This window comes from Pseudoalteromonas phenolica, assembly GCF_001444405.1.
Classification (GTDB): Bacteria; Pseudomonadota; Gammaproteobacteria; order Enterobacterales; family Alteromonadaceae; genus Pseudoalteromonas; species Pseudoalteromonas phenolica.
On sequence record NZ_CP013187.1, the window covers coordinates 3,707,777 to 3,734,422 of the forward strand.

A 26,646-nucleotide genomic window follows, 5' to 3' on the forward strand; every position below is an offset into this window, starting at 1 on the left:
AGTTCACTGAGCTCCTTGGCTAATATCTCGCACTAAAAACACCGATGCAGCACTACTTGAGACTCGCCATGGCACTATTTGCCCATTAACCATCGCGATGGTTTTTAATGCGGGCTCAGACTGACCTGAGTCAGTTGTTGCAGTCCAAATACGGCGCTGATATTTACCCATTTGTAATGGCGCAGCATAGGTAAAATCCTGGCACCCACCAAATAGAGTCATCGCCTCTTTCAAGTTCGGTAAACGCCAATCGGTGTGACCCCCAATGACGGATTCATCAGCAAACTGAACCGCCTTGAGCCCTGTCATTCTCGAACGCACTTCACTGTCAGACATACATTCCCCTGTCGTCGGACTAATTGCGCAAGCACTCCACATCAAACCAAACTTATAATCTGTAATGGTTTGTTCCAAAACAGGGCTATATCTGGCCACCTCTGAAGCATCATTACACTGTGCTATAGAATTGGGTAAGTAGCTCATAGTACCCAGCAGGGTCGCCATAAGAATTACTTTATTCATTTTCACTCTCCCGCCATCAGTAAGAATTGGTAGGCATTTTGATTGCTTGCCCATGAAGAAGTTAAAGTGCTTGGATGCCAGTTAACGATATAGTTTTGACCCGCGTCTTCAGTTGAACTTAAAAGCTGCAGACGTGAAAACACGCGTCCAAGTGCTGGCTCAGATCCTGTTAGCCAATAAAAAGTATGTTCACTTTGGTTTGTACTAAGCACAGAGAGTAACTGTGGTGCACTGGGTAACAGCCAAGTCTGCTTACCACAACGCTGCTTTTGATTTAACGCAGTAATATCAGCGGCTATTTCGACTAAGGTTTTCTTCGTTTGCAGGTCACCGTTTTGCTGATTTTTTAATAACCAAACTGACCCTGTGTGATTATCTCGAAGACAAGCTGCTTGACTTGAAAAGGCCGGTAAAACTGCGCCACTATCCGATAGAAAATCAAAGTCAAAGCCTTGTGGTCCAGCCCCTTGCTTAAGTAAAACCTCTGAAGCATCCCTACCTTTTAACGCATCAAGTCCTGCCAAACTTTGCAGGCTATCTTGTGTCCAGCGTGCATTTTTATCTATGTAAGACACATCCCCTGTGTCATTTAATCGCAGGGAGCTTAAAACGTTGATCTCGGTTTGTGCTGATACCACCACATCTGGTGAAAGGGTCAAATTAAGAGTGAAACTCAAATCTGCCCCCCCTTCATTGGCGACATAGTTCGCTTCAAATTCAGCAGTTTTGTTTAATTGAACAGGCTCACCCAACACTTGCTGCCATTCAACGGCCTGTACTTGGTTTACAGGAATATCTATCTCTGCCTTTAATAAACCAGGGCTGTTCGCATATAAACGGTGCTTATGAGAAAAGTGAATGTTAGGTAAGCGGCGAACTTTAACGTCTAATATTTGTGAACTACGATTACCCCATAGATCTTCAACCGTTAGTTTAATTCTGCCCATTGCATCAGCTGTAACTGCGTTTGCCTTAACTAAGTAGTTCGTATTTTTCTTGCTAATAGAGATGAAATCAGGCGTTAAGTTCTCGACTGTCACCGTGGTTGTATCTTGCTCAGGGTCGCTCGCTTCAACCACCACCGTCATAGACTCACCATCCCACAGTTGTGGCTTAGAAGCCGTCAAGTTCAGACTAGGCGATTTATTTGCCGTCACTGTAATATCGAACTCTTTGGTTAGAGACGCCGTTTTATCGAGCGAATTAATTTCAGCTGTCACAGCAAGCGTAACTTTACTTATCTTTTCAATGCCTTCAACTAACACATCTGTTTGCGCTTGATTACTAGCACTAAGCGTTACTGCTTCGGCAAGCCCTTTATTAATCACTCGCCATTGGTATGTCACTTCATCATCGGGTGAAGTATGTTCAACCAACGCTGATAAAGACCCGCTTTTGTGTTCTTGATAAGTATTTTGTGTATTAATGACTAAGTTTGGTTGGGTGACCTGCCCATCAAAATTAAATGACTTAGTCACCTGATATTGCCACCCAGATACATTCAAAGTCGCTAGCACATTGATGCTTTCACTTTGAAATACAGCTGAATCTAAACTCAATTCAACCTGATTATCTGCGATATTTTGAAGCGCTATACCTTGATTGGTACCATCGTCATCAACGGCTTGCCAACTAATGCTGGTATTTGGCTCAACACCTTGCAAAGAAAGCACATTGGGTTGGTCTAACAACAAGGTATTTGGACCTGAAATGGCGATTGAACTAGGAAGCTTTGGTTTGTTTGCTCGCACTTCTATCAAGTTCTGCTTTGTTTCGTAACTCCACCCTTGTAGGGCGTATGTATAAATATTGATTTGGGTATCGCTGGCATATTTCGGCAGTTTTAACACAGCAAACTGTTGTTTTTCGCCATAACTTTGCAATTGCGCATGAAAGCTAGAAGACTGCCATGCAAACTCGTCGTATTGGGCAATTGGGCTTGCACTCAACACCACTTGCTCTCCCGGAGAAATGTATTGAGGCAACTGAACTTCAAATGCCTGCACTGAAATTGAGGCTGCACAAACCAGTGCTGCCGAAATAGAACGCAACATATATCTAATCCTTATTGGAAAGGCCAACCTAAGTTGGCCTTGCGATGGTGCTTACTGAGCAGAGAAAGTCAGGTACTTCTCTTTAGGAAGATAAGTAACTTTGGTTGACTCTTCTGTGTAGTAACGGCTCTTATCACTATAAAAACGTGAGTAGTTCTTACGGTTATCTAAAGAACCCACAACCCAACCAATTGCACAGCCGTAAGGGCCGAAGCTACAACCGATTTGTTGCGCGCCTTTAGACCAAGCTTGGTGCTCTGCATCGTTAAGCGGTGCTGCTGAAATACGTGGATAAACACTATCTAGTACGCCAAATGCGATACGACGCATGATTGACTCACGTACTGTTTCTTCCATTTCTTCAGTCCAGTAGCGAGATAGAGGTGGATCGATGAATTCAATCTTCAGATCTTGTGTGTTTTTAGCCCACTCGTAGAAGCTAGACTTGCGCTTTTTCCAGAATAGGAAACCGCTAGACTTGTTAGACGAGAACTGACTTAAGATGTTGTGCGCTTTGTATTGTGCTTTATAACCGAATGGTACTTCGATTAACCACTGTAAACGCAAACCTGTTTGCACATATGAATCAAACGAAGCCGCTAGTTGTGTGCCTGTAACACCTTCTTTCTTAAGAGGACAAGCACCAAACAGGTTCATTGCAAGGTTTGAACTAGCTGAACCAAAGCTACCATAAACCAATGCATCAACATCGTTAGGGTCGATGTTATTCATGTATGCACCTGGCTCTGTTGACTTATCTTCACCATCCATTGACTCATATAAGCTAGAGAAGCCTTTTGGGCGGAAGCTAATTAGCTTCTGTGCTGTATTCATAGTATGAATAGGCGTTAAATCTTTAAGCGAACCCATATTTGGATCAGCTGTATTAATGAAGTCAGGATTCATATTGGTGAAGAACTCAGCACCCACCAATGGCATTTGCTTCCAAGACGTGATCTGTGGAATATGTGCATTCTGAGCGCGAATACCATCTACATAACTGTCGTAATCAAGGGTATAAAGCATCTTAGCGTTTGCGCCATAAATGCTTGCTAGATCAATGTAGTTGTACGTTGCACGGCTTTCAATGTTCATCGCATAGTCGTCATACTTGATGACACGCTCTTCAAGCGCAACGATTTGCTCGTCTAAACGTACAATATCGGCTTTCAACTCATCGATTTTTGCCAATGCAACACGGTTATCGCTGCGGTAGCGATTGTACTCAGTTCTTGCATCTGAGTAAGCCTGTACAGTATCGCGAAGGTTTTGCTGACACTCTTCACGTGTTAGCAAACCATCTTGTAAACAGAACTTATAGTCATCATAACGACCGTTATACGCTAGTAGCGTCATTTCATAGCTGTTTTTAAGCTCTTCAAACACCCAATAGTCGATGTTGCCTTTCAGTTCTAACAAATCCGCGTTTGCTTGAATTTTTTCATCGATAAGTGGGTCAACCTGAAGCAACAATGCTTCAGACTTGTCACGCCACGTTTTTGAACGCGCTTGTGACTGATCGTAGGTTGCTTTCGCGTTATCTAAATTGCCACAAAACTCGGTACCTTGAGTTTCATGATAACCAGATAAAGTTACTTTGCCTGTATTTGGCGGCGCAACGTAAGCTGTTTTACAGTTTTGGCTGAATAAAATATCAGCACCACCTGATTGAATTGGGCTACTAAACTGACAATCATCACGTAGGCTAGGCATCGCCATTGCGGTGACAGGCACAGAAAGTACCGCCAAAGTTAAAAGCGTCTTTTTCACTGTTTTCATCCTTAGATAAGTTTTATTTTTGAGTGTTTTCCACTCGGTTTATGACGTGTAGAACATCTTGTTCTACGTTTACTGCTTCAACCATTGGTTCAGCCAGCTCACGTTCTCTGGCTGTACGATTTTTCCGCTCTGCAATTGCTTGTTTTACAGTCTCTTTTACGAAAGCCATATCATCTGCAAATGCGTCAGGTCCGTAACGTTGCTCGAACTCTTGGTGAGCCTCTTGAGACTCAATTTCGATCAAACGTTCCGTAATCAGATTTAAGTGTGAAAAGGTGTTTCGAAGTGCTTCGATATCTTCACTTGTTAATTTATTGTTATTAACCAAATCGACCGCCTCGGCACTTTCCAAACGCTCCTTTAAGAACGCATACTCGTTTTCCAACTCACGTTTATCATGGAGTTGTTCGAGTGGCCTTATCGGCCATGAGAAAATACTTTCTGGCTCAGAAGGTTGTGATCTCACAATCGCTTCACTGGCCTTAGAGTCAGGTTTGATCAACAATGAAGAATCATCAAGAATATCAGTCATAGCTGTATCTTGAATAACTTCAGTAGACTTTTTATTGAGTTGTGGCTGTGCTTTTTCAGGCAAAAGCATAGCTAGCGCAACAGCTCCAATAAGCGCCGCTGACGTTCCTAAAATAACTTTCATAATCACCATTCCTTGAATCAAAAGTGAGCATCTGACAGGTAACTGAGTAGACGCTCTATAAATATTATTATCGGTTTTAATCGGTATTCGCAACACTCAAAAAACAAAAATTTTAACATTTAATTAAACTTTAACATTTGTATATACGAGTACGAATTTGGTGCTTTATTGAAAACTTTGATATAAGATCAAATTATAAATTCAGTTATGAAAATTAAATCTCTAAGGAAAAAGGAGAAATTATGCGCGCGCTTTCAAGTACTGCTTTAGGGCTCATTTTATTACTCAGCACCCCCTCAGTTTTAAGTAACGAAATTACGGCTTACCAATGGGATTTCGGTGATGGTACAACGAGCTCAGAAGCCAACCCTAATCATGAATATCAACAACCTGGTTTTTATCAAGTCACACTGAAAGCTTTTGTTAATGACAAGCTGAGTTATAGCAAACAACACCTCGTTGATGCCGTATCACCCACTATTAAAAAATTCATAATTTTAGGCGAAAATACAGCCAAAGTAGGTGAAAATCTGTCATTTACAACAGAGCTAGAAACAACACAACCGTTACAACTGAACTATATTTGGACCACCCAGGAAGGTAACGAACACAGTGGTAGTCGCTACTCATTTACAGCTGAAAAAACAGGGACATTTGAACTCTCTGTAAGTGGCTTTTTTAACGGTAGAAAGGTCACAACTGATACGCTTTCTTATACAGTTTCAGTCGCAGATACAACCCCAACGCCAACCACACCCACAGATAAAACTAAGCAGTCAGATGAAGGGGGAGGATCGCTTTTCTGGGTGCTTCCAGCACTATTCATTACAGGGTTAAGGCGTAAGCTAAAAAGCTAAAAATTCTAAATATCAAAATAATTAAAAGGGCTAAAAAGCCCTTTTTTAGTGAAAAAAACCTAAGTGAAAAAAATTCAAATTTGCCGAATATGACATGCTCATTACTTGAAATGTTTGTTTTTTGTACTACCAAACTACTCTAAACTTACTTTTTCAGGTAAGTCGAGTTGATTTTTGACTGTATTAATTCTTTATTTGAGCGTATTGCTTGATCAATTTTATGAAGCTGCTCAGGTTTAATATGAGCCTTACTAAACATGAACTTTAAGCCCTCAGAGTGAACCGGTTGAGGCAAAAGTTTTATCCCATCTAGCCCGAGAGTTTTTATGTAATTCATGCCTGTTATTCTTTCTTCAATAACATAATCTACTCGCTTTGATCTGAGCATACCAAAACGCTCTGATACATTATTGGTATTCACTACACAGTCAGGGCAAAATGTTCTAAACACTTCAAAGTCTCGGCCATATACGCTACCCCGACTCACTCCGAATAGATGTTTAATCGAAAAGTAGTCAACGTTTTTAGCTCCTACTAAAGAAAACACCATCATTTCTTCATCTCTATAAGAAACAGAAAAATGCGCATATTTAGAGCGTTCGTCCGTTTTTGTTGCTGCAAATAGCATATCTACATTGCCAAGTTCCAACTCTTTTAAAGCTCGCTTTGAAGAAGGGTAACTCACATATTGCCAACAATAACCCGCTGTAGAAAAAACAGCTTCGACGATCTCAATATCTATACCTTGATAATCATTCCCCTTCTTAAAAGAGAAAGGAGGCCAAGCATCGGCAGCACTCACGCGAAATGTTTGTTCGCATGCAAAAGAAGTGTGCGACAACATAACAATAAGTACTAAAAACACATTAATTATTTTTGAAATCAAAATTTAGGCTCTACATAACAAGCCAACCATATTAAGAGCATAGTCAGCTTTATTTATAATCTCTATCTTAAAGACAATATGTCCTAGATAAGCGCATACTGAGCACTTTATCCGCTAATTTGTATGCATTACAAGAACCCATTCAGCACTTAATAGGGACGTTCAAAATAGTGCAAACTTACCTTAGCCCTCACAAAAATAGTGCATCTACTCTACACAAGAAAACAATAAAACAATAAAAATCAGCAACTTGAAATTATGGCATAACTCTTTCTATACATTAGGAGCAAAGCAGTTATTACAGGGGTTTTCATATGCACAACTTGATTCAAACCATGCAGTTAATTTGGCACCTAGATTGGTATGCAAATATGAGTATTTGGCCTATCCATGAAGAGAAGCAAGTAAATAGAAACACCAAGGAGCAAGTATAATGAGTAAGCAAATTGATTTACACGAAGCCATGTTAAGCGTGATGATCGGCGAATCAAGCCTCTCTCAAGCAGCGGCAAAATATCAAGTTTCTAAACGCAGCCTTTACAGTGCACTACGCTTTGCCAAGCAAGCCCCCGAACAGCGACAACAACACCTGCAGCGAGTCAGAGAACAGTTAATGGCAAATATTGCCAACATAGATTCTCGGCTCGCCCAGCAAACTGCCTAACCCTAACTCCTCCAAACGTTAGGTAAAATAGCGAGTCGACGATTACTCGCTATTTTTTTGCTCGCTCAAATCTGACCATTTCAAACCAAACTTAGCGAGGTACTTCTGCAATCTTGTAGAATCGTTTACTTGTGCCTTTAATGTTCGACTAACGTTGAATAACTCTCTTCCAGCAGCTGCCATACTCGTATGTTTTTCGCATATCACAAGTACATTATTAAGTTGAATAGCATCGAATTTATCGAGTTTAGATATTGCTTCGCTAGTTAAATACCTTTCGATAGCTTTACGTTGCGGTTCTGAGTCAGGTAAATGCCATGACTCTTTTAGTCTAGCTATTTCTTCTGTCACATCAGCTATAGCAATGCGCGATGAATCTGCAAGAGTGCCTAATCGTGTAATTGCCGAACTTAAATCTCTGAAGTTACCGGACCAAGGCGCTTGGTTTGACATTGCAAACTCTTCAAATAATCGCTTAGCTTCTTTGTTAAACCTGACTCTTTCCCCTGTTTTCTGTGCAAATAAGTCCATTTCATAGTCAATATTGCCGGGGATGTCCTCACGTCGATCTTTTAATGCTGGTAGTTTGTAAGACCACAAATTAATGCGCGCAAGTAAGTCTTCTCTAAACATTCCTTTCGCAACTTGCTGTTTCAAATCACGGTTCGTTCCGGCAATAAGTTGAAAGTTACTTTTTAGCGTTCTATCACTACCAACGGGATGAAACTCTTTATTTTCTATGGCATGAAGAAGCATCGCCTGCTCTTCTAAGCCAAGCTCACCAATCTCATCCAAAAACAATACGCCCTTATCAGCTGTGAGCAAATAGCCATCTCGAGACTTTAAGGCTCCTGTAAATGCACCTTTTGTATGACCAAATAAAGCAGCCATGGCATTTTCGCCTTTCAATGTCGCACAATTTACTGAAACAAGTTCACCCTCTAACATGGCTCGTTTCTTTTTGAGTTGAAAGATACGAGTAGCAAGTTGGCTTTTTCCTGCTCCAGTTGGACCCGTCAGTAACATCGGATCTTGTGAACGGATAGCGACTTTTTCAACTTGCGTTATAAGTTGGTTGAAGGCCTTATTTTTAGTATGAATACCGCCTTTTAGAAATGCTTTACCCTCGAGATGTTCACGGTCAAAACGCGTTGCTATTTGATCATATTTAGACAAGTCAAGATCGATTATTTGTGCTTTACCGACCGATTTGTTTTTATTGTACTTGTCTGGAGAGGTTTGAATGAGTCGACCCGGAAAATGCCGACTTTCAGTAAGCAGGTAACTACAAATCTGAACAACATGCGTCCCTGTAGTAATATGAAACAGGTAATCATTTTTCTCAGTATCAAATTCTTGTTGGGCACACCAATCATAAAGCTTGGCATATACCTCTTCAAAGTCCCAAGGGTTAGAGAAGTTTATATTATGTAATTGCACCTGTGTTTCAGGTGACACACTTTCAATGTCCACAGCAACATTATTCGCGAGTTTCCAACTGTGGTTATCATGGAGCATATGCAGTTTATCGACGATTAAATCTTCTTGACTACACAAGCTAATATTCGGTCGCCACCGTGACCATCTATCAATACGCTTGCCAACAAAATCCAACTGTGTCCCGATCAATGTTACCGCAATTGTCTTCTTCATCAACCTATCCATTAAGATACATGCATATCCAAAATATTATATTTGTGCTTTTTTGATTGTCTATACCGCTTGCAAAAAATGAGTAAAAATAAAAATTTAACTATTTAACTATTTAAAATCAATAAATTAAGAATTTTGTTTTTTGTTTTCTTATCGTTTGGCACATCACTTGATATGTATTATTCGTCTGGTTAAGTGGTCGTGATTCAAAAAGTCACTCCGGTGCGCTGAACAATGTGAATGCGTATTCCTAATCAAACACAATTTAAGTAGCTCAGTCAGGTAGAGCAGCGAAATAGAGTTTCGTGCGTCGAAGGTTCAAATCCTTCCTTAAATTCAGGTAGCTCAATTGGTAGAGCCTCGAACTTTTACTTCGATTGTTGTGGGTTCAAGTCCCACCCTAAACCATTTGGAAAATGAATAAGTTGATAAGTCGTGGTTACCCATGTTTAAAAAACGCATTGTATTAAAACCTGTTAGCAAGCGGGACGCTCCCTAACATGTAAAGCTGCAAATGCCTTTTTAATCAAGTAATTCACTCTTATCAACACGCTTAAAAAGCGACATTAAAAGGTATTAAACATGTTAAGAAAAACACAAACTGTAAATGAAAATCAAAGACTTCTAGTCTTTAAAAACCAAGAGTTAATCAAAATACTAAACGCGGGTAAACACACCCTTTGGGATATTAAAAATGAACTTAATTTTACCACTTTCGATATCAATGAATTGTTCGTTTCACTGCCAAATGTAGAACGACTTTACCGTAATAGTGAAGTGTTAAAAACACAAATTGAGCACTGGAAATTAGATAATGACCAAGTTGGTATTTTATATGTGAATGATCAACTCAAAGGCATAGTGGCCCCAAGTGAGCATCTGTATCTATGGAAAGACACAGGTGAAATTCGCCTTGATAAAGTTTCTATAAAAAACCAAATAGCTATAGAAAACAGAGTGTTTAACCTAATTATGCGAGCTGGCGCCAATAGTGCCTCACGTTTAATAAGAAGTGAAAACACTGTTGCAACCAAACCAATCGCTGACCTGTCGGTACCCAAAGATCATGTTGGCCTTTTGTATATAGATGGCAAATTGGCAGAACAGCTTCCACCTGGTAACTATGGCTTTTGGCAGTTGAGTAACAAAGTTGAACTAAAAAACTTCGATTGTCGCACTCAGATACTCGAAGTATCTGGGCAAGAGATTTTAAGTAAAGACAGGGTGAGTTTGCGTATCAACTTGAGCGCCAGTATTCAAATTAAAGATGCTCAGATCGCAGCAAGCAGTGTAGATAAACTAGATGAATATATATACAAGACGCTGCAATTAGCGCTTCGAGAAGCCGTCGGTACTAAATCACTCGACGACATTCTAATAGACAAGCTTTATATCAATGAAACTGTAAAAGAACTTGTGACGACGCAACTATCAAGTATCGGCATTGAACTCAAAAGCGTAGGGGTAAAAGACATCATTTTACCGGGCGAAATGAAGGCCATTTTAAATCAGGTCGTGGAAGCGCAAAAAGCAGCGGAGGCTAATGTCATTAAACGCCGAGAAGAAACATCCGCTACCCGAAGTTTACATAACACGGCAAAAGTTATGGAAAACAACCCAACACTAATGCGACTTAAAGAACTAGAAGCATTAGAGAAGGTAGCAGATCGCATTGATAGCTTAACCGTTTATGGTGGGCTGGATGGACTAATGAATGGTGTCGTTAAACTCACTTAATGCATAAAGAAAATAACGAGAAAAACATGTGTAAAAATTTTAATACTATAAAAACCACAGGCCATGCTCCAATCAAAGCTTGGACGAAAGGTGTCCCTTTTGAAGAACAAGCGCAAGCTCAGTTAAAAAACATAGCTGCAATGCCAATTGTGCATTCGCATATCGCAGTGATGCCTGATGTGCATATGGGTAAAGGTGCCACCATAGGCAGTGTTATTCCATCTGTTGATGCTGTGATCCCGGCTGCGGTAGGTGTAGATATTGGCTGCGGGATGGTGGCAACAAAAACCACACTTACAGCGAGCCAACTACCCGATAATTTAGCTGGGATCCGCCATGCCTTTGAGGCTGCAGTCCCCCATGGGAGAACAGGAGGTAGAAAAGGCAAGCGTGATCGCGGTGCTTGGCACAACATTCCAGAGCTAGTCGCTGATGAATGGCAGAAACTTGAGGTACGCTTTGAGCGGATCTGCCAAAAGCACCCGGCAATAAAGAAAAGTAATCATGTAAATCACTTAGGTACCATGGGGACAGGTAATCACTTCTTAGAGTTATGCTTAGATGAGCATGACGCAGTCTGGATAATGCTTCACTCTGGCAGCCGTGGCGTGGGCAATAGGATAGGTAATTACTTTATTGAACTCGCTAAGAAAGAAATGCAACGCCACCAAATGCATTTACCCGATATGGACCTCGCTTATCTGTCAGAAGGGAGCGAGTACTTTAATGACTATGTCGAAGCGGTAGAGTGGGCACAAGATTTCGCAGCCAAAAATAGAGAAATTATGATGTTCAATGCAATTAACGCACTCAGAAAGGTATTACCTGTCTCATTTGAGACAGCGGACCTTGCGGTGAATTGCCACCACAACTATATCTCTCGCGAGCACCACTTTGGTAAAGACTGTTTTGTAACACGTAAAGGCGCGGTGCGTGCACAAAAAGGCGAGATGGGGATCATTCCAGGTAGCATGGGCGCTCGGTCATTCATTGTCAGAGGATTAGGGAACCCAGACAGTTTCAATAGTTGCAGTCATGGTGCTGGCCGTGTGATGTCCCGAACAAAAGCCAAGAAGGTATTCAACATACAAGATCAAATTGACGCGACACAAGGGGTTGAATGCCGCAAAGATGAAGCCGTGATCGATGAGATACCTCATGCATATAAAGACATAGAAAAAGTCATGGCAGCACAAAAAGACCTCGTAGAAGTGGTATACACGCTAAAGCAAATTGTATGTGTAAAAGGATAAGAATTATGAAATATATAACCATAGATGGCGCACAGGGTGAAGGTGGTGGGCAGGTATTAAGAACCGCATTGACATTATCGATGCTCACTCAACAGCCAATTGAGTTAATCAACATCAGAGCTAATCGACAAAAGCCGGGACTCATGCGCCAACATTTAACTTCAGTATTGGCGGCACAAGCCATTTGTGATGCTGTTGTAGAAGGCGCTGAATTGGGGTCATCTCACATTCGCTTTCAACCTAAACAGGTTAAAGCGGGTCAATATAAGTTTGCAATTGGCACAGCTGGCAGTACTGTTTTAGTGTGCCAAACCATTATGCCTGTACTTGCACTTGCCAACGGGCTATCGACAGTGACATTCGAAGGAGGCACGCACAATGGCATGTCACCTTCATTATGTTTTTTTAAAGAAAGCTATTTACCCATCTTGAATGCAATGGGCGTTCAAAATGACATTGAAGTATCACAATTAGGGTTTTACCCTGCCAGTGGAGGGAAGTGGCAGATCAAGATCAACCCAACAAAACAATTAAAGCCCTTTAAAATAGGCAAAGCGCCGGACGTTGATCTATTAAACACAGACAATACTAAGCTTACAGGGTTTGTGAGTCAGTTACCTGACAGCATCGCAATGCGTGAAATGAACGCAGCGAAGAAAGCGCTTAATTGGCCCAATGCTGATTGCCAAATCAATCATGTGCAGTCTCCAGGGCCAGGCAACAGCTTACAAATTAAAATACAGAGTCAAAGCCATACACACTTATTTGAAGTCGTAGGAGAGCTTGGTACTTCTGCAGAAAATATAGCAAAACGCTGCGCTGGGAGAGTGAAGGCCTTTTTAAAGTCAAACTCACAGGTAGAACACTATTTAGCAGACCAGTTATTGGTGCTCATGGCACTGGCAGGCAGTGGGAATTTCACAACCCCCAAACCCAGTTTACATACTCTTACTAACGCTCAAGTAATACAGCAAATAACCAAGAAAAAGATAAATATAGAACAAGAAAGTGAACATATTTGGCGTATTTCTTTAACCTCAACTTAGAGCAACTGAATTTGTGACAGGACAAGCCCAGAGGGAATCATGAAAATATTAGACCATACCTACTTAGTCGGCGGCGCGGTACGAGATGCCTTACTTGGTAAAACACCTAATGACCGAGACTATGTGGTTGTAGGCACCACAACTAGTGACATGTTATCACTTGGCTTTATACAAGTTGGTAAAGATTTCCCTGTTTTCATTCATCCAAAAACTAAAGAAGAATATGCATTAGCGCGTACCGAAAGAAAAAAGGGTTATGGCTATAAAGGTTTCTCAATCGATGCTTGCAGCAAAGTGACATTAGAAGAGGATTTAGCTCGTCGAGATTTAACAATTAATGCTATGGCACTTGGCAAGGGGAATAGCTTGGTAGACCCTTTTAATGGCTTTACTGATTTACAAAACAAGGTTCTGCGCCACACAACTGACGCCTTCGTAGAAGACCCAGTTAGAGTTCTGCGTGTAGCACGTTTTATGGCCCGTTTTGGCGAGCAATGGTCAATTGCTCCGGAAACACAAAACTTAATGCAGACTTTGAAAAATCATGGAGAATTAAAATATCTTGTACCAGAGCGTATCTGGGCAGAAACTGCAAAAGCGCTCTCTGAGCCGCACCCTCACCTGTACTTTCAAACACTAAATGGTCTGGGTATTTTTCCTGAGATAGAAGCAATGGTTGGGTTAGCACAGCCTGCCAAATATCACCCAGAAGGTGATGTTTTTACACATACCATGTTAGTTCTAAAACGCGCTGCAGATTTAAACTTTGACCTTGAAACGCGCTTTGCAGCATTAACCCATGACTTTGGCAAGGCAGCAAGCTTTCAGAAGAAGAGTAATTTTTTTGGTCATGAACAAGCTGGTATAGAAGTAATAAACAAGTTTTGTCAGCGTCTTAACGTACCAGGGCGCTTCAGAACATTAGCAATACTCACTAGCGACAATCATACCCGTTGTCACAAGCTGTTTGAGATGAAAGCGAACAAAGTACATAAATTAATTGTTGAAACTATGGATGCAGTTAAGAAACCTGAACGGTTCCAGCAATTCTTGCAAGCCTGTTTGTGTGATGCGCAAGGTCGAGGTCAAACATTCGAGCAAAAAGACTACCCACAATATCGCTTAGCATTATTGTTGCTTAAAAACCTCTCTGAGCTCGATACAAAAGCGATCGTGCAGCATGCTTTATCTTTGCAGAAACAAGGGTCAGAGATCGGACAGTTTATTCGACAAGCTGAATTGGCATGCGTTAAACAAACCTTATTAGAAAAAGAAGAAGTAAAACTACCATGAAAGTTGAAACAATAAATAACACCTGTCACCGACAGATCGAAGAGTCTGTTCACACAGAAATATTGCGTCGTATTGCTGCTGCCGAACAAGAACACAATGTAAAAGTGTTGTTTGCCGTGGAGTCTGGTAGTCGCGCATGGGGCTTTGCTAGTCCCAATAGCGATTATGACGTACGTTTTATTTATATGCATAAAGAGCAGTGGTATTTATCGGTCGATTTAGAGCAGAAAAGAGATGTGATCGAATACCCGATTATCGATGAAATTGATATCAACGGCTGGGATATTCGTAAAGCGCTGCAGTTGTATTGGAAATCAAACCCTGCGTTTATAGAGTGGTTACAATCACCTATTGTCTATGTTGACGATGGCTTCTTTGCCAAGCAAGCCCGTGCACTAATGCCTGAAATTGCTTCAACCACAAAAAGTAAATATCACTATTTACATATGGCACAGGGTAACTTTCGTGAATACTTAAAAAAGGACTTGGTACCACTAAAGAAGTACTTTTATGTATTACGACCGTTGTTGGCTATTAAATGGTTAGAAACCTATCAGCAGCCCGCACCGATTGAGTTTGAAACTCTACGTCAATTAGTGACAGATAATACAGCATTAGACAACGCAATCTCTGAGCTACTCGCGCGTAAAAAAGTCAGTAAAGAGAAAGAGTATACACCTGCAGTACCAGAAATAAATGCATTTATCGAATCTGAGTTAGCCAGACACGCAGAATTCTCTGGTCAGTATGAACAGCGAGACATCAAGTATGACGCTTTGAATACTTTGTTTCGGGATACTTTAAACAACGCTGTTAATCTATAAGTAACACAATTTCAAACCAGTTGGCATAAACCTAAAAACTTATGCCAACCAGTTTTCTTTCAATGTTAAGTCACATACATTACTCGATGGGCCTCTGTAGCTGAAGGCCATTCGAATCGACTAATTTGTTTAGAAATTATCTCTTCATCAACGATGTACTCCCGATTACGGTTGCCTGCACGGATCTGCTGTTCACTCTTATGAAAAATAACCAGTGTTGTTAACGCGCCATAATTTACACCGAAATCACAAACAAGTTTACGGAAGTCTTTCCGAATATTGGTGGCATCCCATACGACGTTACGTTTATTTGCCAACGCAGATTTCAGTCGGCTTTTGGCTAATTGTAATACTTGTCCTCTATTTTTCTGACATGCTCTCTTGCCGTTGAGCTCTTTACGAATTTCATCAAGTGAAACAAGTTCAAAATCTGTTAAATGTTGAGATATCCAAGTCGACTTACCACTGCCACTGACCCCACACATAATGTATAAATGAGCATAGTTCTGAGCAGCTTGAAAGTTTTTAGCAATTGCTTCCTCAATGACTGAGATCTCACCATTTGCCAATTGAGAAACAGCGATGGCATTGAGATAATCCTGCTCTCGCGGGCTTTGCTTCACTTGAATTCGCTTTAACTGCTCTGAGCGGGGATCGTCAACCGACCATAACGCATACTCTTCAGCAAACATTTTAAACTGTTCCAGAATATCTAACTGTTCGTTTTGATCCTGACAAACCCTGCCCTGCATATCCGCCATCTCCAACCAGTAGAGCATAGACAATTCGATTTCTAAAGATAACTTAAAGTAAGCATCAAAGCCTGCGTTTCGGATCACGAGCAATTTAGGAATATTATGATAGGCCACCAGAGATAACACGTCTTTAACCACTGTATGCGCTAAGGGCAATGCCATTAGCCTTACAGCCAAATAGTCAGCACCTAATTTTTCATGCTTAGGCGCCACAACTCGCGCCTTATTGCCAATGTGTTTACGCTTAGTGACCATTGGTTTTGCAATATCATGCAGTAAAGCTGCTAAAATTAGCGTTTGCCGCTGGCGTCCTACTATTGTTGGTTCCATTGAGCCTAGTAATGTATAAAGGCTTTGTAGCACCATTTCAGTATGTATCGCCACATTTCCTTCAGCGTGCCAAATTGCATCTTGCTCTGTGCGAGCAAGGTCATGTAATAAAGGAAACTTTGCCCCTAATATTTGCACACACTCTGCGAAACTGGGTGTATGGGCACTTGCCAAGCTATTTAACCAAGCTGTTAATTTATCCATTAGGCTCTTCCTTCTTTCCGCTTTGAGAGGCTAATTGATTTGGCACAACCTCACTGTGCATCCAATGCTGATTTGTCATCACATGATTGGTACGTACCCACTTAGCAACACGAGTTGAGAAGTCATCGAAATGAAACCTATCAGCAATTCGAACGACATAACCCTCTTGCTGTTGGGTGTTTATAACAAGTGTTCGAATGCTCTTCTCACACCAAATGCCTTGATATAGTAAAGCTGGGGTTGATAAACCGAGTTGGTTGCATATCTCAATCGTTTCATCCCAAGCTAAACATATGTTCTGCGCATTCCATATTGAAAACGCTAGAAAGTAACTTTCTAATGCTTGATACGCAATTGAGTGTTGAGCAAACAAATTCTCACCGCAAATACGCCAATTTTCAGGAATTTGATAACCAATACGCGCTTGCAGTGCTTTTACCCAAGCTCTCGAAGAGTGATAACGGCTATCTAACGAGCGGGCGTGAATTGCATTGCGATATAGCGTCGTATTTTCACCATCCATCTTTTCTGTGATGATGACCTGTTTACCAACAAAATGGTCACTATGTTTGTGATGAATGTCATCACTAGACGCACCCGGGGACCAAGGTAAGTGAGGGGTGCGAGGGTATTTAAATTTCATGTTTTAAATCCATCAATTTCTAAATTTATATGTTTGATTACAATAAAATTGAGGCACAGCAAGACTGTTCATTTGCAGAACTAAAAAACAATATGACTGTGCTTAGATGGCATTACATGACTGTACCCTCTTTATTCTCGTTAAGCGGTTTTTAAATACGCGCTCACGCTGTGCGTTAAGATGTCGACAAGCTCGCTGTCCATATATTGATATTCATCTGGAATATCGAGGATATGAACGGTTTTATGCGTTAATAGCCGAGTAAACTCGGCCATTAAGCGTTGTTTATGTTTATTTTCCATCACAAAAATGATGTCGGCCCACTGAATATCTTTCATGTTGACCGTGCGTTTTGCTTTAGGGCTAGTGCCTGCTGAGCGTGCATTCACACCCGTCTGTCGTCTCCAAATTTGCTCACCGGTTGGGCTGCGCCATTGATTACGACTACAAATAAATAAAATATTTATGTTTTCCATTGATGTTTTCTATATCGCTTCCAGCTTCTTTGATAATTTTTTTGATGGCAGTTAATAGTCTCATAGCCATGAGGAAAACAATGCGCACAACCTGACGCATCCCCGTTCAATAGTCTCGAAATAAACACTCCCGACTTTTTTTGAGGCACCTCAGCAAAACCTTGATCATTTTGATTAAATGCCCCAATTAATTTTTGCTCTCTATTCATATCGTGCTCCTTTAGCAATTAGCTAAAAGAGCGCGCCTAATTTTGTTTTTATTAACATCGATTTCCTAATTAATCTTGAGGAGTAAACCGCTCACCTTTAAACGTTCTACTCGGGTTGCCACGCTGTACTTCCCAGTGCTGCTGCCACCGAGACTTATCTTGCTCAGAGATCTCAGTTTGCTTCAGCATTTCTAGTTTTTGTAACAGTAACGCTGTTGCTAGACGCTTGTTCGCATGCTGACTTCGTTCACTCTCAACCCTAACCATTAAGCCTGTTTCTCTGTGCGTGGCTTGCACTGCAGAGTCAGTTTTATTGACATGCTGACCGCCTGCTCCTGACGCTCGGCAAGTTTGATAATCAATCGCCTTATCAAACTGCTGAGTATTCACTTCATAAAGATTGCCACTGAAAAACCAATTTTTACGTTTATGCTTAGTACGAAATGGGCTTTGGCAAACCCATAACAGTGTACCTTGCCAATGATGCGTAAACTGTTTGGCCTTTTGTGTAGCCTCAAGCTCAATCAATATAGATTTAAAGCAGCCTTTTTGCTGAGCACCCACGGCTTCCACAATCGAGTAATCAATGTTTTGAGCTTGGCACTCGCGCTCAATGGTTTTCAGTGCCAGTCCTACAGCCTTATAGCATTCAATTGGCCCTTGTCCTGAAGTTAATTGCAATAACATCATGCGCTACACCCTCCATTGGTTTTAAAGGTCAATATCGGGCGAAGCCTTGCAATAACATCGATTAACCCCGCTTCTTCTAAGTCGGCAATAATGGTTTGAGCCTTTTTATACGCTTGAGGTGCTTCGTCATATAGCAGCTCTTTGTTTGCACAAATCACCCGACTGCCAAGCTCAGTTTTATATAAGTCATCGCGTTTATATTTATGACTTAAGCGACCTTGGCACTCACCACGCTTCCACTTTCTACCAGCGCCATGTGCTAACGAATACAAACTCATGTGCATTGCTTCGTCAGCATCGTCTCTGGGCTTAACCAAATAGCTATAATCACCACGAGAACCCGGAATAACAACCGCGCCACAATCACTCGGTGTCGCGCCTTTACGATGTAAAAAGCCTTGAATGCCACCAATTTCTTTTGCAGTCACTAAATTGTGATTTACATCTAAAATGACATTACCATCTGCGCGAATGGCGTCTAAAAAGCGCTTTGCTATCATCTCTCGATTAAGCTCAGCCCAGCGCACCGCTTCATCATGCTGTTCAAAATAATGCGTAAAGCTTTGCTCTGAGCTTTGTAAGCCATCATGGTTGTGTTCAGTGATATGTTTGACCAGAATTGACTGGCCTAACCCACGAGAACCAGAGTGCACGAGCAATTGCAATTGCTGCTTAGACAAACCTAAAGCTGAAAAGGCTCGCTCGTTATACACTTCATCAACCGCTTGAAATTCAGCAAAGTGATTGCCTCCACCTATGGTGCCAAGCGCATGATCAAAACCTTGTACACGTAGGTTTTTCTCATTTCTTCGCATTTGGATGATGTTGCTCCAGCTGTCATCCAGCGGCAACTCAATGTCTTTGAGCTTTTTAACGATTTTATCTAGGTTTACCTTTGACACCTTCAACGACGATTGCCACAAAGCCATTCCACACCCTATGTCGTTGCCCACTAACGCAGGATAGATTTTATTTTTTGTAAAAAATGCCGCACCAATTGGATAGCCTCGGCCTGGATGTAAATCTGGCATGCCTGCAACTCGATGCATGCCTGCCAGCTCTGATGTTTTAATGAGTTGTTGTGTAGCCAACCCTTCAATCCAAGTATCTTTGGATGCAATTAGGTTGACCGAATCTGTTAATTTTTGGACTGATTTGCCCATAGTACCAATACCTTTCTTACTAAGAAAAAGATGGTGGATCCAAAAGGTTAATCAGACTGACTGCTTTATTCGAAAAAATATTAAGCGAAAACAATTATTTTAAGCGTAATATGAAAATTAAAGCCGTGCCAAAGCGATCAGAATAATACTGATTATTAAACCTTATTGGGTCGTATTGGCAGGTCTATTTATACTTGGAAGTGACCGATGAGAAAGCATGGTAGAAACTAACTTTTTAGTTTCTAATTAATCGCTTTTTAGCGGACAAGACCTGCAAAGGATAAATTTTTATGTGACATGTTTTTCTCCTTTACAGTTAAGTTGATGAAATAATAAACGCTCGATGAGTGAGCGGGCGCAGTCTAAATTTGACTGGCCCTTTTTGCAAGACAATTTGCAAAAATTTTTCACTATAGTTATTTGTTTGATGTAAATAATCAGAGAAGATAAAAATAAAAATTTAGAATTTTAAGAGATTTTTAAAGATTTTAACTACTATTTCCAGCCCATTTTCCACACTTTTGGATTCTTCAGATCGCGCCAATTAATCTCGATTTCGCGTTTCGTCATCACAGCTTCGATGAGGCATTCAATCACGCGACCCTCTTCATCAAATTCGATACTGGTAACCATAAAGTGTTTTTCTTTTGATTGCGGGTGAACGGCGGTCCATTTACTGTTCAACAGTTTGCGTGGGGTAAGTGTATGTTGCATAAGGTTGAGATTAGTTCTCTTGAATATGAATGTGTTTACGTTTTAAAGCGCCGAAATGATCAACAGTAACTATCAGACTTTTAAAACTCAGACATAAGCTTATGCTCTGACGCTTCAAACTGCTTTTGCAACTTGGCTCTTGCTTGCTCAACTCTAGGATCTTTCAGCGCTTTGCGTAGTGCCTCTTCTATAAATTCATCTGAATCAAGCGTGAGTGCAAATGCCAAACCTTGGCTTGCAAATCCGGTGTCATCAAATTTATTCAAACGCTGTAGTTCATTCATATCATGACCAAGTGACTTCAACTTACCTGATACAGCAAATACAGTACCGACAAAGCGATCGACACGTCCTTTCAATAATGCATGCAATGCTTGAGCAGAGTTGAGGGATTTGTATACATTTTCTTCACCGAAGTGGTGCCTAATACTCATCATCTTATGTGCATTACGTTCAACAGCGACCTTTAATGGCTGGTCTTCAGGATCAGGCCGTCCTTTAACTTTCCAAATATACTGTTGCCCGGTATAAACCTGCGTTAACCAGATAAAGTTTGGTACTCGCTGTGGTGTTTTAGAAATAGAGAGAATAAGAATGTTTGGGTGGTAAGCATCCCTTTCCATGATACGAGCCCATGGCTTACCATTAAATTCAGCTCTGAAGTCTGCATTTTCTTTTGCGACAGCAATTAATAACTTTGCAAACTCAATAATTGGTCCCTGACCTTTATCTTTTGCATCAATGATTTGAAACGGTGGGTTATGTTCAAATACCACCGATAAGCGAGGACGCTCAGCCAATGCCGAGCAAGCAATTAAACAGCAACAAAAAAACAGACACAATTTCATTATTTGCTTGCTCACACTTCTCATCCTTTGAGTATAACCAGCAATCATCATTTTGCTTGTGACGACCGCCTTGAATGTTAAAGGTTAGCAGCAGCTTTAAGCCGAGTTTGTGTATTCATAAGCATGTCATAATAAGGATATGACTTATCAGCAAGCTTCACGGCCTTCTCTAAAAACTCGAACGCTTTTTTATTATCTTCTTTTTGTTCATACCCATAAGACAACCCCCACCAAGCATCGACAGAGTTAGGGTGCAGCTTAGTATTATGGGCGAATACTTTAATAGCTTTATCGAAATTGCGCATACCAATTAGCTGATAGCCCAACTGCCTAACTGCATTATCTGGTGGTGTTACCTGCTCACCCCATTGCTCGGAGAGCTTTTTATAATATGCATCTATCGAGGCCATGTCGTACGTTAGCTTTTTCAACGGCATTTGTTTGGCCATAAATAGATTATGGTAAGCATTAAAAGCGCCTGCCGCAGACGTTAGGTTGTGAGAGACACCATCGAGCGCATCACTCACGTAAGACAATTTGAACGGCTTATTATTTTGAATAAACTGCTGCAAATCGTCATAACGCTCACGCATAACACCCGCTTCCTCACCAATATTCATATAAAGGTAGGTATCAAGGGTTTTATTTTTCTTTAAAAACTCTTTTGTGCGATTAACGGCAGCGCCATAGTTCCACCAAACCGCAGGGCTATAAGCTAAATGCGCTTGGAACAGGGTCGGTTTTTCGGTCATCGCATAAAGTGCAAATACCCCCGCAGCCGATGCGCCACCAATGACTTTATAATCATGGGTGCGATATTTTTCATCGATAAGTGGGATCAGCTCCTTTTCAAAAAAGTCTAAAAATTTTTTACCTCCACCCCCTAACCCAACTGGACCTTGCGGCTCTTCATTTACGGTTGGATATAAATCTCTCAATCGCTCGGTATTTTCAATTGCCACTATGATGGCTTCTGGAGCGGCATTGTCGTTTTGTAAACGCTCAAGCACTGAGGTGATCAATGGCAGGTTACCCGCCCCATCTAAACGGTAAATGACCGGATAGACTTTATCAGGCTCAGCTTTATAACTCTTTGGTAGTTGAACAACGACTGTGCGTTCTTCGTTTAAAATTTTCGATTTAAATACATGAATAAACTGAGTGTAATCAGCTCGTTCTTCGGTTGCTGAAGTTTGAGAAAGCGCCAGCGGAGAAACGACAATTGAAGACAAAGCTAAACTAAGAGAAAGCGCCAAAGGTTTAAGTAAATGCACGACAAATCCTTTAAAAATAAAGTGGTTACTCGTTCAACATATCAACACATCAGGTACAAAAGAAAGTAAAAAGTAACCATTTCATAAAAATAACCGAAATAATTTTAGGTAAAAACCAAACAAAAAGCGGCCTGAATAACACTATCCACACCGCTTTTCACATCTAAATTAACCTGTATATGAACTTAAGCTGCAGATTTAACAATCTCGCCCTCTGCAATATGTACATGATCGTCGTCTTGTTGTAAAAAAGCACTGTTATGACTGATCATAATGACACGTCGTTCCTTTGCGATAGCTCTGATCAAAGTCATCATTTCTGTACTATTGTGTTTGTCTAAGGCCGATGTTGGTTCATCCATCAATAACACTTTGGCATTGCGCAATAGCGCACGGGCGATAGCAAATCGCTGCTTTTCACCTCCAGAGAAAATCTGCGCACGCTCACTCACGGCCTGCTCGAGATCTTTACCAATCTTTTCATACCATTGCGACAACCCCACTTGCTCAAGCGCTTGTTCAATTGCATCATCACTCGGTTGCTCAGACAAACCTAATAGCAGGTTTTCTTTAATACTAGTATTTAATAATTTCGGCTCTTGATCGACCCACGCAATTGCTTGTCTCAAAGAATATAAATCAACGTCATCTAAACGTTTGCCATCAATGAATATCGCTGACTTTGTATCATCATAAAAACCAAGTAATTGCGACATCAAGGTGCTTTTTCCTGAGCCACTTTCACCGGTTACTATTGATAAACCTGGCCCATCAAATTGATAGCTAACATTATTTAGAATCACTTTCTCATCGCGCTCAAAATTCAGTGCTTGTATTTGAATTTCACTCGCATTGACGACGCTTTCACCTTGCTGAAGCTGCTCCTGTGCTAACTGTTCGATGTCTTGCAATCGAGTTGCCGTACCCGCAGCTTTGAATAAATTACTGAAGAATGCACCCAGTGCCACAAGCGGAAAAGTTAAACCAAATAAGTACATTAAAAATGCGGTAACTGTGCCTAAAGTCATGCTACCTTGCTGCATCCAATAGCTCGAAAAGCCTAAAATCGCGACCATACTCATCATCAGCACCAAGTTAATGGTCGGGCTGATCATCGCCATGATTTTAGCCCCTCGAACTTCGTGCTCCATGCAGGTTTCTAGTAATGCTTTTGATTCTTGATGCAAAGGGCTTTGCGCATTATGAGATTTGATCAGAGTGTGATGGCGCATCCACTCAGTTAACGTACTCAGGAGCTTTGCTTGAGCAGCTTGAATGGCTTTACCAATACCACTCATCATCAGAGATAAAGGCAAAATAATTAAAAAGCCGACTAACACACACGCCAATAAAACCAGAGTTAAACGCCAGTCGAGATAGAACATCATAGCGACAACCGCCACAAGTGATACAGCACCCGCAAATAAACTAATAAAATCAGTCGCCAGCACCGTTTTAACTTCTAAGGTATCGTTAACAACGCGTGTTGCGTATTCAGCACTGTGTTTATCTGACGCTGCTTCAACTTTACTAAACAATAACTTACCAATAAGGCTATAGCGTAAGCTGGTGCATATACGTTCACCTGTTTTGGCGCCATACCAAGTCAAAATCCCTTCAAACACGGCACTAATTAGCACAATGCTCAGAAGTGTCATTAATACCGACATCGCAACGCCATCGACTGAAATAGAGTCGACTAAGTTTTTCGAAAACCATGGGATCAATAACTCGAGCACCGTTGTAACGACAACCAACACTGACAACACTGTAAATTGCATCTTGCTTGGCCTATGCGGCTTTAAAATCTGCCATAAGTTTTTTAACTCCCCACCACTTTGACTCATTACTTCTCTCCTGAAACAAAATCACGGTCAAAATATAATTGACCAATTGGTCATTTTCAAGTGACTAATTGTTATATTTTTAATCATGTGTGAGAATACGGTGAGTTCTTTGAGGAAATTACAGTGTCAAAACGCGATTTAATTTTATCGACAGCTAAAACCTTATTTATTGAAAATGGTTTTAGAGCAACCACCATTGCCAAGATTGCAGAGCATGCAAATATTGCGAAAGGCTCTATTTATTCTTACTTTTCAAGCAAAAACGATATTGTTAAAGCATTATTGCTGCAAACAGACGAAACGCGTCAAAACATCATAGATGCGTTACTCAACTCGACACATAAAGACAATGACAACCTGATCAAGCGCTATATTGAACTAGAGCTAGGGGAAGTCGTAAAAGAACGCGATTTTTTAAAAGCGATTTTAAACAGCGATGAAATGACGCTAAATGAAGAGCTCATTGACATGCTGCAGCAATTACGTGTGAACTATCACATGACGCAGCAAAAAATTATTTTGCAAAGCTTTGGCCAACCCATTGAGCCGCATTTGCTTGATGTAACAACCATGTTGAATGCGTTATTACAAGAATACACCATCTTTTTAGCACTCGACGAAGCCAAGTTTTCACTAGACCATTGTGCAAAATACATTCAATTTAATATCAAAAGCATCGCCAATAATCTAATTGACCAGTCGGTCACTCCTTTTTTGACTAAAGAGAACTTTCCGATGCCATTGCCATCGCATAGTAAGTTTATGCAGCAACAGGCAATTAAAGATTTGCTCGAAGAGATCAAACAGTTTGCACAAAGCCAAGACAATGCAATTGAGGAAGAAATTTACAACACGCTCGGTTTATTAGAGCAAGAACTAGATCAAAGCTCAGCAAACAAAACTCTACAACGCGCACTCCTTGCAAACCTACGCCAGTTTAATGCACTCAATAAACAACTTGATGCACTCGCGCCATTGCTTGACCTACAACTTGGTTAAGCAAGCAAAACTCATAAAAAGTGCCTGAGTTAGCTGCTTACTTGCAGCTAACTTCGTACACTTACTCGCGAGTATTTTGATAATTTAATCTTTTTGTAAGTGCTCTTTCATTTCCATCACTGATTTAACATCAATGCTGTACTCAGCAGTCGGTCTCGCCAATAAACGAGGAATGCCAATTGGCTCACCCGATTCTAGGCAAAAACCATAAGTTTCATGACGAATACGCTCAAGCGACTGTTGGATCTTAGGCAACAAGCGCTGCTCACGCTCGACAATACGAATTAATAAACTAGATTGCTCTTCCCAAGCCGCTTTATCTAACGGATCTGTAGTATCAGGTTTATTCAGCATTTGCTCTTTCGCTTCTCGAATACGCTCACGCGTCGTATCGTGAAGCTCTACTAACTTCAGTCTAAAAAACGCCAGCTGCTCGTCATTCATATACTCCTCTTCTGGCGCATTAATAATTTTTTGTTCCATCTCAGCAAGAGACTCTGCACTCATTGTTTCCATAAACTTCACCACGACTGTTAAATCAACACAACAACTTGAAATTGTTATAACATAACAAATGTAGCAGATTTTAGTTTTTGAGATATAAATTCAACGCTAATATTCAAAAATTGAGAGAAAATAGTACTCAGATGACTTAGGTTGTAATTCCCAACTACAAACAAGCTATTCAAACCTCAACAGCAACTTTGAATGTCCACCAAAAACCGGAGACATTAAAAAATAACACGACATATTAGTTATCCGATGCAGACCCTTGAACCCTTAACGCATTAACTCAGCAATAATGCCCGGTTCAGAAATTCCGGCCTCTTTCATGGCTTCTTGTAGCCCTTTAATGGCATCGTGACGCGCAAACTCGAGGCTATTAATCTGGTTCTGATGCATATCTAGCACGTCTCGTTTTGTGTCATCATCTGGGTAACTGGCTTCTTTTGCCTCAGCCAACGCCTCTTCAGCAGCTTCGATCATTTCTATGAGCCGCTCAATGGCTTTTATCATTTCTTTAATGTGTGGCGGGAGCTTATCTTTAGGATCTTCCGATTCTTCTTGCAGTTTTTTTTGACCTTCCATTGAAATATGAATCGACTCATCTTGGCTATCTGCTGCCTCTTCCGTTTTTTCAGCTCGTTCAGTTTGAACGCCCTCGTCCTTTGCACTGGTTGGCGCATTTAGATGAATTGGCATTGCGCTGCCATTGCCGATACGCATGGGTTTTCCTTAATCAGAGAGAGTTGTTTCTATTTATCGGCCGC

The 26,646-nt window shown here is 40.9% G+C and carries 26 protein-coding genes and 2 tRNA genes; 10 read left to right on the forward strand and 18 right to left on the reverse strand.

Annotated features, from left to right (window positions below; all coding sequences use genetic code 11):
• Nucleotides 1–3 precede the first annotated feature (3 nt).
• From PP2015_RS16690 to PP2015_RS16705, 4 genes are read right to left on the reverse strand one after another with little or no spacing between them, the layout of a single operon-like run.
• Complete coding sequence (locus tag PP2015_RS16690) at nt 4–522, reverse strand: Lcl C-terminal domain-containing protein (RefSeq protein ID WP_058031379.1); 519 nt, start codon at nt 520–522, stop codon at nt 4–6.
• Between the two features lie 2 nt (nt 523–524).
• Nucleotides 525–2,576, reverse strand: a complete 2,052-nt coding sequence (locus tag PP2015_RS16695; RefSeq protein ID WP_058031380.1) for a hypothetical protein — start codon at nt 2,574–2,576, stop codon at nt 525–527.
• A gap of 51 nt (nt 2,577–2,627) precedes the next feature.
• Complete coding sequence (locus PP2015_RS16700) at nt 2,628–4,346, reverse strand: BAR domain-containing protein (RefSeq protein ID WP_058031381.1); 1,719 nt, start codon at nt 4,344–4,346, stop codon at nt 2,628–2,630.
• 22 nt (nt 4,347–4,368) lie between these two features.
• Nucleotides 4,369–5,010: a hypothetical protein gene (locus PP2015_RS16705; RefSeq protein ID WP_058031382.1), complete on the reverse strand. Its 642-nt coding sequence runs from the start codon at nt 5,008–5,010 to the stop codon at nt 4,369–4,371.
• A 242-nt stretch (nt 5,011–5,252) separates the two neighbouring features.
• Here PP2015_RS16705 and PP2015_RS16710 point away from each other — a divergent pair, with 242 nt between their 5' ends.
• Nucleotides 5,253–5,867 carry a PKD domain-containing protein gene (locus PP2015_RS16710; protein ID WP_058031383.1) on the forward strand — a complete coding sequence of 205 codons (615 nt, stop codon included), beginning with the start codon at nt 5,253–5,255 and terminating at the stop codon, nt 5,865–5,867.
• 145 nt (nt 5,868–6,012) lie between these two features.
• Here the strand turns inward: PP2015_RS16710 and PP2015_RS16715 are convergent, their stop codons facing one another.
• Nucleotides 6,013–6,753: a substrate-binding periplasmic protein gene (locus tag PP2015_RS16715; protein ID WP_058031384.1), complete on the reverse strand. Its 741-nt coding sequence runs from the start codon at nt 6,751–6,753 to the stop codon at nt 6,013–6,015.
• A gap of 433 nt (nt 6,754–7,186) precedes the next feature.
• On the opposite strand from PP2015_RS16715, the gene PP2015_RS16720 reads away from it, so the two are divergent.
• On the forward strand, nt 7,187–7,417 hold the full coding sequence (locus PP2015_RS16720; RefSeq protein WP_058031385.1) for a helix-turn-helix domain-containing protein: 231 nt from the start codon (nt 7,187–7,189) through the stop codon (nt 7,415–7,417).
• 42 nt (nt 7,418–7,459) lie between these two features.
• On the opposite strand, the gene rtcR is transcribed toward PP2015_RS16720, so the two are convergent.
• Nucleotides 7,460–9,070 carry an RNA repair transcriptional activator RtcR gene (rtcR, locus tag PP2015_RS16725; protein WP_083496612.1) on the reverse strand — a complete coding sequence of 537 codons (1,611 nt, stop codon included), beginning with the start codon at nt 9,068–9,070 and terminating at the stop codon, nt 7,460–7,462.
• Between the two features lie 263 nt (nt 9,071–9,333).
• On the opposite strand from rtcR, the gene PP2015_RS16730 reads away from it, so the two are divergent.
• The 7 genes from PP2015_RS16730 to PP2015_RS16760 all read left to right on the forward strand — a co-directional run bounded on the left by PP2015_RS16730 (nt 9,334) and on the right by PP2015_RS16760 (nt 15,223).
• Nucleotides 9,334–9,407, forward strand: a tRNA-Ser gene (locus PP2015_RS16730).
• Nucleotides 9,408–9,409: 2 nt separating this feature from the next.
• Nucleotides 9,410–9,478: transfer RNA gene (locus PP2015_RS16735), tRNA-Lys, on the forward strand.
• Between the two features lie 174 nt (nt 9,479–9,652).
• Nucleotides 9,653–10,807, forward strand: coding sequence for a slipin family protein (locus PP2015_RS16740; protein ID WP_058031387.1), 1,155 nt, complete (start codon nt 9,653–9,655; stop codon nt 10,805–10,807).
• Nucleotides 10,808–10,833: 26 nt separating this feature from the next.
• On the forward strand, nt 10,834–12,060 hold the full coding sequence (locus PP2015_RS16745; RefSeq protein WP_058031683.1) for an RtcB family protein: 1,227 nt from the start codon (nt 10,834–10,836) through the stop codon (nt 12,058–12,060).
• A gap of 5 nt (nt 12,061–12,065) precedes the next feature.
• Complete coding sequence (gene rtcA / locus PP2015_RS16750) at nt 12,066–13,106, forward strand: RNA 3'-terminal phosphate cyclase (protein ID WP_058031388.1); 1,041 nt, start codon at nt 12,066–12,068, stop codon at nt 13,104–13,106.
• A gap of 39 nt (nt 13,107–13,145) precedes the next feature.
• Nucleotides 13,146–14,399 (forward strand): multifunctional CCA addition/repair protein, encoded by a 1,254-nt coding sequence (locus PP2015_RS16755; RefSeq protein ID WP_058031389.1) that lies wholly within the window; start codon nt 13,146–13,148, stop codon nt 14,397–14,399.
• Entirely contained in the window at nt 14,396–15,223 is an 828-nt protein-coding gene (locus tag PP2015_RS16760) for a nucleotidyltransferase domain-containing protein (RefSeq protein ID WP_058031390.1), read from the forward strand. Before PP2015_RS16755 ends, PP2015_RS16760 begins: the two co-directional genes overlap by 4 nt.
• Before the next feature lie 65 nt (nt 15,224–15,288).
• Here PP2015_RS16760 and PP2015_RS16765 read toward each other — a convergent pair whose 3' ends face one another.
• The 10 genes from PP2015_RS16765 to PP2015_RS16810 form a co-directional block, all read right to left on the reverse strand.
• Complete coding sequence (locus PP2015_RS16765) at nt 15,289–16,512, reverse strand: AAA family ATPase (protein ID WP_058031391.1); 1,224 nt, start codon at nt 16,510–16,512, stop codon at nt 15,289–15,291.
• Complete coding sequence (locus PP2015_RS16770; RefSeq protein WP_058031392.1) at nt 16,505–17,155, reverse strand: RNA ligase family protein; 651 nt, start codon at nt 17,153–17,155, stop codon at nt 16,505–16,507. The genes PP2015_RS16765 and PP2015_RS16770 overlap by 8 nt, the downstream gene beginning before the upstream one ends.
• Nucleotides 17,156–17,295: 140 nt before the next feature.
• Entirely contained in the window at nt 17,296–17,631 is a 336-nt protein-coding gene (locus tag PP2015_RS16775) for a low molecular weight protein tyrosine phosphatase family protein (protein WP_058031393.1), read from the reverse strand.
• The gene (locus PP2015_RS16780) at nt 17,619–17,840 is read right to left on the reverse strand and encodes a hypothetical protein (RefSeq protein WP_058031394.1); all 222 of its coding nucleotides are present in this window, start codon (nt 17,838–17,840) and stop codon (nt 17,619–17,621) included. Before PP2015_RS16780 ends, PP2015_RS16775 begins: the two co-directional genes overlap by 13 nt.
• Before the next feature lie 69 nt (nt 17,841–17,909).
• Nucleotides 17,910–18,530, reverse strand: a complete 621-nt coding sequence (gene prfH / locus PP2015_RS16785; protein WP_058031395.1) for a peptide chain release factor H — start codon at nt 18,528–18,530, stop codon at nt 17,910–17,912.
• Nucleotides 18,527–19,693 carry an RNA ligase RtcB family protein gene (locus PP2015_RS16790; protein ID WP_058031396.1) on the reverse strand — a complete coding sequence of 389 codons (1,167 nt, stop codon included), beginning with the start codon at nt 19,691–19,693 and terminating at the stop codon, nt 18,527–18,529. Before PP2015_RS16790 ends, prfH begins: the two co-directional genes overlap by 4 nt.
• 495 nt (nt 19,694–20,188) lie before the next feature.
• Nucleotides 20,189–20,407, reverse strand: a complete 219-nt coding sequence (locus tag PP2015_RS16795) for a TIGR02450 family Trp-rich protein (protein ID WP_058031397.1) — start codon at nt 20,405–20,407, stop codon at nt 20,189–20,191.
• A gap of 80 nt (nt 20,408–20,487) precedes the next feature.
• Entirely contained in the window at nt 20,488–21,270 is a 783-nt protein-coding gene (locus tag PP2015_RS16800; RefSeq protein ID WP_169792730.1) for a substrate-binding periplasmic protein, read from the reverse strand.
• 62 nt (nt 21,271–21,332) lie between these two features.
• Entirely contained in the window at nt 21,333–22,529 is a 1,197-nt protein-coding gene (locus PP2015_RS16805; protein WP_405127333.1) for an alpha/beta hydrolase-fold protein, read from the reverse strand.
• Nucleotides 22,530–22,714: 185 nt separating this feature from the next.
• Nucleotides 22,715–24,376: an ABC transporter ATP-binding protein gene (locus PP2015_RS16810; protein WP_058031399.1), complete on the reverse strand. Its 1,662-nt coding sequence runs from the start codon at nt 24,374–24,376 to the stop codon at nt 22,715–22,717.
• Between the two features lie 123 nt (nt 24,377–24,499).
• On the opposite strand from PP2015_RS16810, the gene PP2015_RS16815 reads away from it, so the two are divergent.
• Nucleotides 24,500–25,375, forward strand: coding sequence for a TetR/AcrR family transcriptional regulator (locus PP2015_RS16815; RefSeq protein WP_058031400.1), 876 nt, complete (start codon nt 24,500–24,502; stop codon nt 25,373–25,375).
• A gap of 84 nt (nt 25,376–25,459) precedes the next feature.
• Here PP2015_RS16815 and PP2015_RS16820 read toward each other — a convergent pair whose 3' ends face one another.
• Both PP2015_RS16820 and PP2015_RS16825 read right to left on the reverse strand, forming a co-directional pair.
• Nucleotides 25,460–25,891 (reverse strand): TraR/DksA C4-type zinc finger protein, encoded by a 432-nt coding sequence (locus tag PP2015_RS16820; protein WP_083496615.1) that lies wholly within the window; start codon nt 25,889–25,891, stop codon nt 25,460–25,462.
• Between the two features lie 264 nt (nt 25,892–26,155).
• On the reverse strand, nt 26,156–26,602 hold the full coding sequence (locus tag PP2015_RS16825; protein ID WP_058031401.1) for a hypothetical protein: 447 nt from the start codon (nt 26,600–26,602) through the stop codon (nt 26,156–26,158).
• Nucleotides 26,603–26,646: the final 44 nt, after the last annotated feature.